At 55.1% G+C, this 11,310-nt stretch carries 8 protein-coding genes; all 8 read left to right on the top strand.

The window, feature by feature from the left end:
* The coding region (locus P9L99_18785) for an ATP-binding protein (protein MDP8225413.1) at positions 1-930 on the top strand (930 nt) is incomplete at its 5' end.
* Between the two features lie 54 nt (positions 931-984).
* Positions 985-2,238 carry a GAF domain-containing sensor histidine kinase gene (locus P9L99_18780; GenBank protein ID MDP8225412.1) on the top strand — a complete coding sequence of 418 codons (1,254 nt, stop codon included), beginning with the start codon at positions 985-987 and terminating at the stop codon, positions 2,236-2,238.
* 101 nt (positions 2,239-2,339) lie between these two features.
* The gene (locus P9L99_18775; GenBank protein MDP8225411.1) at positions 2,340-3,935 is read left to right on the top strand and encodes a glycosyltransferase family 39 protein; all 1,596 of its coding nucleotides are present in this window, start codon (positions 2,340-2,342) and stop codon (positions 3,933-3,935) included.
* 67 nt (positions 3,936-4,002) lie between these two features.
* Positions 4,003-5,925, top strand: a complete 1,923-nt coding sequence (locus tag P9L99_18770) for a glycoside hydrolase family 3 N-terminal domain-containing protein (protein MDP8225410.1) — start codon at positions 4,003-4,005, stop codon at positions 5,923-5,925.
* Positions 5,926-6,039: 114 nt separating this feature from the next.
* Positions 6,040-6,969 (top strand): IS1595 family transposase, encoded by a 930-nt coding sequence (locus P9L99_18765; protein ID MDP8225409.1) that lies wholly within the window; start codon positions 6,040-6,042, stop codon positions 6,967-6,969.
* Between the two features lie 327 nt (positions 6,970-7,296).
* Entirely contained in the window at positions 7,297-7,887 is a 591-nt protein-coding gene (locus P9L99_18760; GenBank protein MDP8225408.1) for an NYN domain-containing protein, read from the top strand.
* A gap of 103 nt (positions 7,888-7,990) precedes the next feature.
* Entirely contained in the window at positions 7,991-8,152 is a 162-nt protein-coding gene (locus P9L99_18755; GenBank protein MDP8225407.1) for a hypothetical protein, read from the top strand.
* Positions 8,153-8,444: 292 nt separating this feature from the next.
* Positions 8,445-9,962 (top strand): right-handed parallel beta-helix repeat-containing protein, encoded by a 1,518-nt coding sequence (locus P9L99_18750; GenBank protein MDP8225406.1) that lies wholly within the window; start codon positions 8,445-8,447, stop codon positions 9,960-9,962.
* Positions 9,963-11,310 lie beyond the last annotated feature (1,348 nt).

Genomic DNA, 11,310 nt, shown 5'->3' with positions numbered 1-11,310 from the left:
TTTTCGCGAAAACAGATCATCCATCCGCGCGCGCTTGATCTCAACGAGACCATCGCCGAAGCCGGGCGCATGCTGCGCCGGTTGATCGGCGAGGACATCGAACTCGAACTCGCTACCGACGAGGCACTGTGGAACGTTCAATTTGATCCGCATCAAATCGAGCAGGTGCTCATCAATTTGGTAGTCAACGCCCGTGACGCCATGCCCCGTGGTGGGAAGTTGACCTTGGAAACGCAAAACGTTCGCTTGGAACGCGAGCTCGCAACCGTCCGCGACAAACAGCTTACCGGCGACTTCGTCATGTTTGCTGTTACCGATACAGGGGAGGGCATCGACCCGCAGGATTTGGACAAAATATTCGAGCCGTTTTTTACGACCAAGAAAGTCGGCTACGGGACCGGCCTCGGTTTGCCGACGGTTTACGGCATCGTGAAACAAAACAACGGCTTTATTAACGTCTACTCCGAGCTCGGCCACGGTACGACATTCAAAATCTATATTCCCCGGGAAACGGCGATAATTGAAACGCCCGAGTCCGTGGTCGAAGCCACTGATCTTTCCGGTTCGGAAACGATTCTTGTAGTAGAGGATCAAATCGCGGTCCGCCAGTTGGCCGAACGAGTATTGCGGCGTCTTGGCTATCGCGTCTTGTCGGCGGGCAACGGCGAGGAAGCGCTGGCTATCTGCCGCGAACGCATTGAGGACATCGATATGCTGGTGACCGACGTTGTGATGCCGGGTATGAGCGGTAAGACGCTTTTGGACCGGATTCATGAAATCAAGCCGGATCTGAAGGCGCTGTATATTTCGGGATACACACAGAATACTATTGTTAATCACGGCGTTCTGGATGAAGGCACGAACTTTCTGCAGAAACCTTTCCGCCCTCGTGACCTGGCGGGGCGGATTCGCGAAATATTGGATCGCTAGATATACTAATCGCGTACATGCTGTGGAACGGACGAAGAGCCTAAGGAGACGACTGTGCCGGAACTGGAGACCAAGGGACCGCACGGGGATGTGTTCCACGCGGCGCTCGAGGAAATAAAAGAACAGATCTCGGACGCCGATACGTTGAAGGACACTCTGCGTTTTCTGTTCCGGAAAACGCGGGAGTTTCTGCCGATCGACCGCATGAGCATCGCCTTCGTCGAGGAAGAAAATCAACGTCTACGAAGCTATTTCACACTGGCGGATTACGAGCCCGTTTTGCTGGCTGCGGGCTATTCCGAAGATTTGCGCGATAGTTCGCTCGAAACCGTGATCGCCGCGGGCCAGCCGCGATTGATCAACGACCTCGAAGAATACCTGGTGGGGCGTCCCGACAGTCGCTCAACCCGGTTGGTAGTGAAAGAAGGCATTCGATCTAGTCTCGCGTGCCCTTTGCTGGTCGACGGGCGCGTCGTCGGCGTCCTGTTCTACAGTTCGCGTCAGCCGCACGCGTTCACGGTTCGCCACATCGAACTGCACACGGCGATCGTCAGCCGTATGAGTCGCGCCATCGACAAAGCGTATCGCTTCGAGCAACTCAAAGCCGCCAACGACGCGTACATGGAGATGCTCGGCTTCGTGGTCCACGAGTTGAAAAGCCCCGTCGCGTCGATTCTTTCGCTGGCCGGTCTGATCACGGGGGGATACCAGGGTGAAGTGAGTGACCTGCAGCGGGACACGCTGGATCGCATCAAGCGCAAGGGCGAGTATTTGTTGAGCCTCGTCGGCGAGTATTTGAATTTGGCGAGCATCGAGACCGGCGAATTGACGCCGACTTTTTCCGAGAACAAGGCGTTTGCGCGAGACTTGCTGGAGCCCGCGATTGATCTCGTTTCGCCGCAACTTCTCGAGAAGAAAATGCAGCTACGCCGGCATGTATCCCAAGATCTACCGCCAGTGGAACTCGACGCGCGGCAGATGCAAATCGTGCTGGTGAACTTGCTCGGCAACGCGGTCAAATACGGCTACGAGGGCGGCGCGGTGGATGTGACCGTGACGGCGGAATCCGAGACGCTGCGCGTCGCCGTGCGCAACGAGGGTCCCGGCTTCACCGACGCCGACAAGGCGAAATTGTTTCGCAAGTTTTCCCGCCTCGATGCTCCGGAATTGAAAAAGCAAAAAGGGACCGGCGTGGGCCTGTACACCGTGTGGCGCATCGTGCAGGCGCACGGCGGCCGCATCACCGCCGCTTCCGAGCTTGGCAAGTGGGCCGAATTCACCGTGCGTCAACCGCTACGACAAATCTGAGAAGGCCCACAGTCTCAAAATCAATACGACACGTTGTTGACGAGCGCGGTTTTGCTTAGAATCGCAACGTTCAGCCCACTACCCAATGTCGGAGAGCCCATTTGGCCAGCAGCGAGGAAACGAAAACCGTGCCCGGAGCCAAGCAATCGATCGTCGCCTCAAACGGCGTTTGGCGCACGGCGCTCGTGTTGGCGCTGTTGGTGTTGCCGGTGCCGGTCAATCTGCTCTGGTTTCACGTGTTCGACAATCCTTTCTATGGCGTCGACGAGGCCGTCCAATACCCGCTCGGTCTGCAAACCGCGGCGGACAACCTGCCGTGGTTGCGCGACATACACATACAGACCAACCAGTTCCGCAATGTGTTTATTTCCCCGGCGATCAACTACTTCTCGTTGCCGCTCGTGGCCGTCTTCGGATTGCGCCACCTTTCCTTTGCCATGACCAACACGGCCGTGCTCGTGGCGGCCATGATGCTCCTGGCTTTTCTTTTTCGCCGCAAAGAGGAGATGGAACGAATCGCCCTCTGCCTGGCGGTTCTGCTGTCGATCCCGGCGATTTGGCGACTCTCGCGCATCTATTACCCGGACGGCACGCTGATCGGCCTGTCGCTCGCGTTCTTTGCGATCTGGCTGCGCGACGCGAAACTGGAGAAATGGAGCACGACTCTGCTTCTCGGGGTTTTGGCCGGAGTCGGGCTTTTGACGAAAGCGACCTTCGGCGCCTTCATTGTCGCGCCGTTGTTGCTGACGCTCGTCGCCGTCTTCCAGCAACGCCCGGTGGCTTGGCGGCGTCTCGGAAATTGGGCGCTCAGTGCGGCGGTGGCGGGTTTGATCTACGCCCCGTGGTGGTTGCCGCGTTGGAGAGAAAGCGTCGACGACATTATCAGCCACACGGCGGGACATCACAGCACCGGGCAGCTCATGGCCGAAGCGGTCGGCCCGCTTGAGATACTTGGCGGATTCAATGTCGCGTTGCTCGTGCTCGGTTTGTTCTTCACCGCGTTGGCTTGGCGACGGCGGTTGTTTCGGAGAGAGTCGCTGGCGCTGCTGCTGGCGTTTATTCTGCCGGCGCTGTACTTCTGGTTGGGGCAGCGGCACACCTTCGTGCGGCAGATGGTTCCGGCCCTTCCGCCTTTGGCTTTGCTGGTGGGGGCGGGCATCGGTCGCCTGCAAGGCAAGAAAACGATGGCCGTACTTTTGTTCGCCGTGTTCCTCGCCGCGGCGCCCGCGATGGTGATCGACTTCCGACCCGAATCGTCGCGCGAGAACAAGGTTCTCAACCTGCCGGAAATGATCTCCGCATTGGACGAAAGCCTGCCGGCCGACGGCGTGAACGTAACGGTGCTCGATGTTCGTGGAGAAACCGTGGTCAACGGCGCCATGTTGCTCTATTGGCTGGCGCTGGAGCGCGGCGCGCTTTCGGGAGACAGCCAACATTTGAATTGGCTCTGGTGGAGCCTCAGCCGAGACGAGGGTGCGTTGCTCGACCACTACGCCGGAAGCGACACCCTGCTGCTGCTTTACGACGACCCGCCGCGCCCGGAGTTCGCCGCATTTCTCAGCGAGTTGACGACCCGGTTGGCAGACCGGCGCGCGGCCACGCGTCTGCGGATGCAGCTAAGCGAGCGCGCCGCCGCCGAGCAGTGGATGGCGCTTTTTTTGCGCGGCGACGATCCGGCTACACTGAGGGTGGATTGAAGAACAGAACTTTTGGCCGAATGTGCAACGTGCATTAATAAGCGTACTCATAAAAGGGGGTTGGCGTATGAAAACGACTTGGCTGATCGCAATCCTAACCGTCGTTTTGGGTGTCGCTTTGATAATCAGCACTTCTTGCGACGACGACGATGACGACAACAACAACGATGACGATGATGACGATAATGATAACGACGACACGCCGGACGACCCTTTTTGCGAAGTCGACGAAGACTACATTGAGCAACTGCTCGGGCAAATGACCCTGAGACGGAAGATCGCCCAGATGTACGTCGTCGGAGCTCAGGTCTTACCTTGGTTCGATTATGGAGACGCGCGTCGGTTTGTGGAGGAAATCGGAGTAGGCGGTGTCGGAATTCAGCCGGGCACCGGAATCGGCTTATGGCCTGAATGGACCATCTCGAACACCAACAAGCTTCAATCCTGGGCGCAGGAAGCGGAATATTCCATTCCGCTGTTTATCGGCTGCGACCAGGAAGGGGGCATCCCGCAGGCTGTCAACGATATGACCGGAGGTACCGACCAACCCGGCAACATGGGGCTTGGAGCGATTTTTGACGGCGATTCAACCTACGTCTCTTACAGCATCATGGCCCGGCAATTGTATTCGCTGGGAATTAACAATCCATATTCGCCCGTCGTCGAGATTGTCGCGCCATACAGGGAAGTGCCGATGTACATGCGGAGTTTCGGTGAAGACCCCGAATATCTTGAATTGAATGCGCAGCAAAGCGTTCGGGCACTTCGCGACAATTTGATTATCGCCACAGTCAAACACTTTCCCGGACAGGGACCCGCGCAAGGCGACGACCATGCCGGCAGAATCGTAAATTATGAAAGTGAACAGACGATAAGGGGAAAATACCTTCCGCCCTTCAAAGCCGCGATCGATGCCGGCGCGGATATGATTATGGCGAATCACGTCGTGTTTGCCGCTTTGGACGATGGCGTTCCGACAACCTTCAGCCACAAAATCCTGACCGACATCTTGCGTGGCGAACTCGGATATCAAGGCTTGATCATGACCGACGACATGAACATGGGCGCGATTATGTCCGAGCCTTTGGAAGAACACCCCGACGTTATGGCGATTGCCGCCGGCGTCGATATCGTTCTGGATGCCGGGGGAGACAGCGAGCCGGATTTCCCCATGCATCCCGATAATCTGAAGTGGTCCTGGGAACTGAATGGGCAAATCGATGCCGTAATTGAAGCCATCGGCGACGGGAGACTCTCGGAAGAAAGAATCGATTTGTCCGTCAAAAGGATACTTCGCACGAAGATGAAATACTGCCTCTTCGAAGATCGCGAAAGGGACCCGCAGGAGCAGGCTCAGGCTCTCGATACGCCGGAACAAAGAGAGGCATCGGAGTATTTGTTCGCCCGTGCCGCGACGCTGTTGAAAAACGAAAACGCGCTTTGGCCCCTCGATCTTCACTCGAACATGAAACTGCATGTGCTTAGCGCCGGGATTTTTCAATCGGAAATGTATCCCGACGCCTTCTGGGGCAACATCTCCTCCACGTCGCTCGCTTTGGAGGTTCGGAAACTGTATCCCGAAGCAACCATGGGACATTTCGACGTAGATCCGAAAGACTGGGCCATCCGAAAAATTGTCAACGACACCACGGCAATCGATCCCGACGTCCTCATCATCGGCACGTTCAACGGATTTCACTATCAGCAGCAGCGGGACCTTGTCGATTCGTTACTCGATCTTGGGATACCGACTATCATGGTCGCTCTTGCGACGCCCTATGACATCATGGCGTTTCCGGATGTGGATGTTTACCTGGCGATCTATTCCACCAGAACTCTGGCGCTGGAAATCGCCGCTGAAACGATTTTCGGAATGAGACAACCGACCGGAAGGCTTCCCGTCACACTTTGCGAAACATACCCGGTGGGATACAGCGCGTATTCCAAAGAGAATTGTTCGGCGGGGGTCTTGGGTGGGGCGTGCTTGTGATTTTCGTGGTGTATGGCGTACAGATGCTTTTTATCGCGATTATGCACTTGACAAACGTAGTGAAAGTGCTATACTAATAGCATGATGAACGAAGAACTCACCCTGATACGGATAATGCAGCGGTTTTCAACAGAGGAAACCGCACGGGATTACTTTGAGCGGATCAGATGGCCGAACGGCCCGGTTTGTCCGCATTGCGGCAATTCGGGCGAAGCGCCGATCTACAAGCTGAAAGAGAATAAGGCAAAGAGAGTCCGTCCAGGCGTGTACAGGTGCATGGAATGCGACGGGCAATTTACGGTCACAGTCGGAACGGTCATGGAGTCCTCGCATATTCCACTGCATAAATGGCTCATTGGTTTTTACATCATGTGTGCCAGCAAAACACAGGTTTCCGCCCTACAGATACAGCGACAGCTTGAACTTGGTTCTTATCGAACGGCCTGGTTTATGTGTCACCGAATCAGGTATGCCTTGAAGGACGTAGAGCCGAATGATAAGCTCTCTGGAACCGTGGAAGCGGACGAAACCTATATCGGCGGCAAAGTAAAGGGAAAAGGGCGTCGTTATGTCGGGAACAAGACGCCTGTTGTTTCGCTCGTAGAACGTAATGGACGTGTTCGATCTCAAGTTGTCGAGGATGTTTCTGGACGAACGCTGGGCCGATTGCTGAGGGAACACGTAATGCCGGATGCTCATCTCAATACCGACGAGTCGCCGATATATAGAGCGGTTGGGACGGAGTTTGCTTCTCACGACACGGTGAACCACTCTGCCGAAGAGTATTCTCGGCACGACAAGAAAACTGGACGGCTGGCAACTACCAACACGGTTGAGGGCTACTTTGGAAATAGCAAGCGTAGCCTCGATGGGACGCACCATCATGTTTCAAAAAAGCATTTGCCCCTATATCTTGCAGAACTCGATCACAAGTACAATACTCGTAAGATAAGTGACGGCGATAGAACGATTGCTGGAATACGGAAGATAGAGGGAAAGCGTTTGATGTTACGGCATCCAAAAACCGCAGACGGTCGCGGATAGTCAGTTATTGGAGGAATCATGGTTGGTTCTGCCGCAGTTAAGGCTTCCGAGCGACGGGCCGAACATATTTTGATGGAGGCTGGAGTATTGAGGACGTGGTCGGGTTACTCGAATCAAAAGAGAAGTAAAATCACTTTGTTACACAAAAGAGGAAAAAATGCTTGACAAACCTTCTCAACATGCCCATCCTTCGTTCAACACGATCCGCGTTGGCTCCAAGTTGCCAACAGCAACATAATCCCGCTCTCTCATCAGGGAAAGCGTAAGACAACTCCGGGAGTCCTTTTGGACTCCCGTTTTTATTAATAATAACTCGGGGGCTATAAAATGGCTAGGGTCCAAATATTTTGCGATTTCTGGAATTTCCAATTATCCCTTAAAAGATATGACTCTCGCGTAAGTATGGATTACATGAAAATTCCAGTAGTTTTAGTGAGAGAGGCATCCCAGAAAGACGAGGTAGGAAAATACGAAGGATGCACCGTTTATTCCTCCTATGATTCATTAAAACCAAATGACATGAGCATGAAAGCTTGGTTGACAAATACAGTTGGAAGCTTCGATGGCTTTATAATCAAGATTTTCGAAAGAAGACCCGCAAGTTTTCCACATTGTCCAAACTGCGATAAGGATATCCTTGATTGTCCAAACTGCAACACAAAACTCAGGCGCACGGTAGAAAAAGGCGTGGATACCGCGATTGTAACCGACATGCTTCAACACGCTGTTGATGACAACTATGACTATGGGGTTCTTTTGAGTTCAGACAGGGACTTTATTCCGGCTGTAGAATTTATTCAACGGCAGGGTAAAAAAATTGTCCATGCCGGTTTTGATCCGGCTAGTGGGCGTGAATTAGCGAATACCTGCTGGAAGCGCATCGATTTGAGAAACTTTGTTGATGAATTAAAAATGTAATCCAAGATATTCAAACTGACCCACTACCGATTTTGTACGTAATTCGCAATAATCCACAGGAAGTGATAATATTGGATATCGGTCATCGAAAGGATGTGTACCGATGACGACAGAGAAGAAGAAAAAGAAGATCGGTGATCTCAAGATGTCGGTTTCCGAGTTCGATGAAATCATGCGGCAGGCTTTGGGTGGAGAAGTCCCGAAGCCAAAGGCTGAATCGTCGGACAAGAAGCAGGCAAAGAGAAAGTCTAAAGCAGGCCGGTAAAAGTAGACTCACCGGTCAAATAATTCAGTCTAAGCTCTTGGTTTGCAAAGTGCATAATCGCGCTTTTTATGGCTTTCGTCAAATGTTTTGAAAAGAAACAGCGAAACCAACCGGCGGAATCTTGAGCCAACAGAAAAATCCAGGCAAAAGAAAACGCGGCGTCGCTGGAAAGAAGCGGGATTCCTTTTTGCGCGGAAACGAGCCAGCCACACTGGGGGAGGGCTCTGGCTGGGACTTGCATCCGACAGCGCAAAGTGTTTCGCTCGGGTATCGGCTTAAAAGGACCATAATCATGAAGCTCAAGACGTTGTTGCTGGTTTTTCTGGCGCTTGCCTTGGTCGCTGGTTGTTCGTCTGACGACGGCGGTAGCGACGACAATGACGGCGGTTCAGATGATGACGTCGACGATGACGAAGCTGTCACGGACGACGATGCCGCTGACGACGATGCTACTGATGATGATGCTACTGATGACGACGACGATGACGATAACGATAACGACGACGATGATGATGACGACAATGACATCGCGCCGGGCGAAAACTACGCGCCGGCACCCACCGATGAAGTCGGCTACTTCGTAACGCCCGGCGGTGACGATGCGAATCCCGGCACGATGGCCGAGCCGTTCGCCACCGTTTCCCAAGGCATGTTGGCTGCGTATCCCGCGGGCAAAGTCCTGTTCGTAGCCGAGGGTGTGTACCGCGAAACCGTGAAGATCCGAGTGCCGATGTTCGGGGGTTACAGCGCCGGTTCGTGGGACCGCGACATCGACGCGCACCCCACGAAGATCGCGCCGCCGGCCGGCACGGCGACCAAGGTGCCCGTTAACGAACGCGCGGCTGAAATCGTCATCGAGGGCTTTGATCTGGTCGGCAGCTTCGATGATGGGAACGGCGACGGCGGTGACGGCCTGGTCACCCACGGCGACCACATTGTCATACACCGCAACCGCATCGACGGCGGTTTTTACATGCCCAACTACGGTACGACCATCGGACTGCGGATCGGGGGCGGGAACGACATCTTGATCCACGAAAATGAAATCGACGGTGGCTCCGGATTCGGCTGGAGCGTCGATTGCGTCGGTGTCTGGATCGAAGGCGGCGCCGTTGCGTTTTTGGCCCACAACGAGATTTCCGGCGGTGCGTCGCAATCGACCTGGGACCAGGCCTTCTCCATCGCGGTACACATTGCCAACCGCGGCCGGGCTGTGCTCGTGGGAAACCGCCTGAGCGCCCGCGCCGGCCAGGGTTCTTATGGTGTGGAACTGGAAGGCGAGGGCGTGTTGATCAACAATTACATTGCCGTCTCGCCATATTCGAGTTGGCCGGTGCCGGTGGTGGTCGACACGATCTACGGCGTGTTTCCGCCCAGGGCCGTGATTGTCAACAACATCATCCGCGTCATGCCCTCGGTTGCTGGTTCGAACGCGGCCGGCATTTACCTTGGCGACTCGGGTGCGATGCCGTCGGTCTGGGTTTTCAACAACGATTTTTGGAACCCGCTGTCCGGCTATTTGATGTTCGCCGGCGGTCACCCGATCCTCACGGCAAACGCGATCAACCTGTGCGCCTGGCAGGGCTGCGAGGGCGCGGCCGACAATTTGTTGGGTGACCCCTTCTTCGCCGGGCTGGGTGACGTCCATCTCACGCAAGTCAGCCCCTGTGTCGACGCCGGCGCCGACCCGTCGACCTGGCACGACAACCCCTGGAACGCTTGGGACTTTGATTTCGATCCGCGTCCGCAAGGCGACGCGTGGGACATCGGCCCGGACGAGTTTGTGCCGGCCGCGGCGCGCAGGCCATAAGTCTGCAACGCGCGCGAAAGGGGAAACGACGATGAAGGATATCCCGGCCGACAACGAATAGGTAGCCTACTGAGGCGTCTGCTGCGGAATCTGCGGCGCGTAACACTCGAAAAAAAAGAAAGCCCGAAATCGTGAAAGATTTCGAGCTTTTAGATTTGATAGCGGGGATAGGATTTGAACCTATGACCTTCGGGTTATGAGTCGTTTGCGCTCTGCCGTTTTCCCCTTATATTACAGCTAGATACGAACTGCCTGGGTGCTGCCAAGTGTCCTCTGATATCCAGCGATATCCAGTGGTGATGCTGTTTTGGGGACGCGCCGAAATCTCCCCAGCCCCCAAAAACGACCTGGATGGAAGGGGCAGGGGGCCCCTTTTTTGCCTAAACGATCCGGCCACACCGGGGGTCCCCCTGGAAATCCCGGGCGACGTGCGGCCCACATCGACCCGTGTCGCGGTTCGCGAGTGCACGCGGGGGCCACGGCCGACCCGTGCTTCCAGGGCGGGACATCGCGGTCGTGGTCGTGGTTTGTCCAGTTGACGGAATTTTACTTGAACCACAGCCCGGGCTGAGGCTTCCGCCTATGGCGACCCGCTGCTGCGGATGAGCGATGCGAGGTTGAAACCACCCACGATCTCGTTTTGGCGAGCCACAGGCTGTGTCCCGCCGGCGGAATTTCCACTTGTATTCGCGCCCGCACCGATGCTCCCGCCAAAAAAAAGCGACCGCTGGCCGCCGATCAAAACCAAGCGGCAAAGAACAAAATCAAGGAGCGAGGACATCAATCCGCGGGCGAAATCACGCGCGATCTAATTTTGGCGAGCCACAGGATATCTCGGTGCATTTGGACCCGGATGACCGTTTGCGGGTCTACCGCGTTTGCGCCGATTGCCGCGCGAAAACCTTGATTTTCGGTGAAGGCGAGTTGGGCGACCGGCCCGCTGCGATCATCATCTAGCCCGGTGTCGAAAAATGCCATCCCCGGTTTTTTCAACGGCTTGCCCGCGTCAGGGGGGCGCAAAAAAGGGCCTTTTAAACCTCGATTTTTTGATGTTTTCGTGCACCCTCCTGAAATCACGTGGCTTTTGGGATAATCACGAGGTTTTTGACGCGAAAAGGCGATTTTTCTTGCGGGAAGGCAACGAAAGTGATAAAAACGTCTATCTATCAAGCAATTAGCGGCAACATCTACGAGAACCCTTCAGCCTGAGTCGCGTCAAGTCTGAAAAGCTCTGTGAAATTCGAATGTTAGATCGTGTTTCCGGAATTTGCACCCCAAAAAACGCCCCAGCCCACTCTCAAAATAACTTCCTAGCCAGGGGGTCGCGTCAAAACCGCTTAAAACGCCC

The organism is Candidatus Lernaella stagnicola (genome assembly GCA_030765525.1).
Classification (GTDB): domain Bacteria; phylum Lernaellota; class Lernaellaia; order Lernaellales; family Lernaellaceae; genus Lernaella; species Lernaella stagnicola.
The sequence above is the reverse complement of the archived record's forward strand: the minus strand, read 5'-3'. Positions and strand labels throughout refer to the sequence as shown.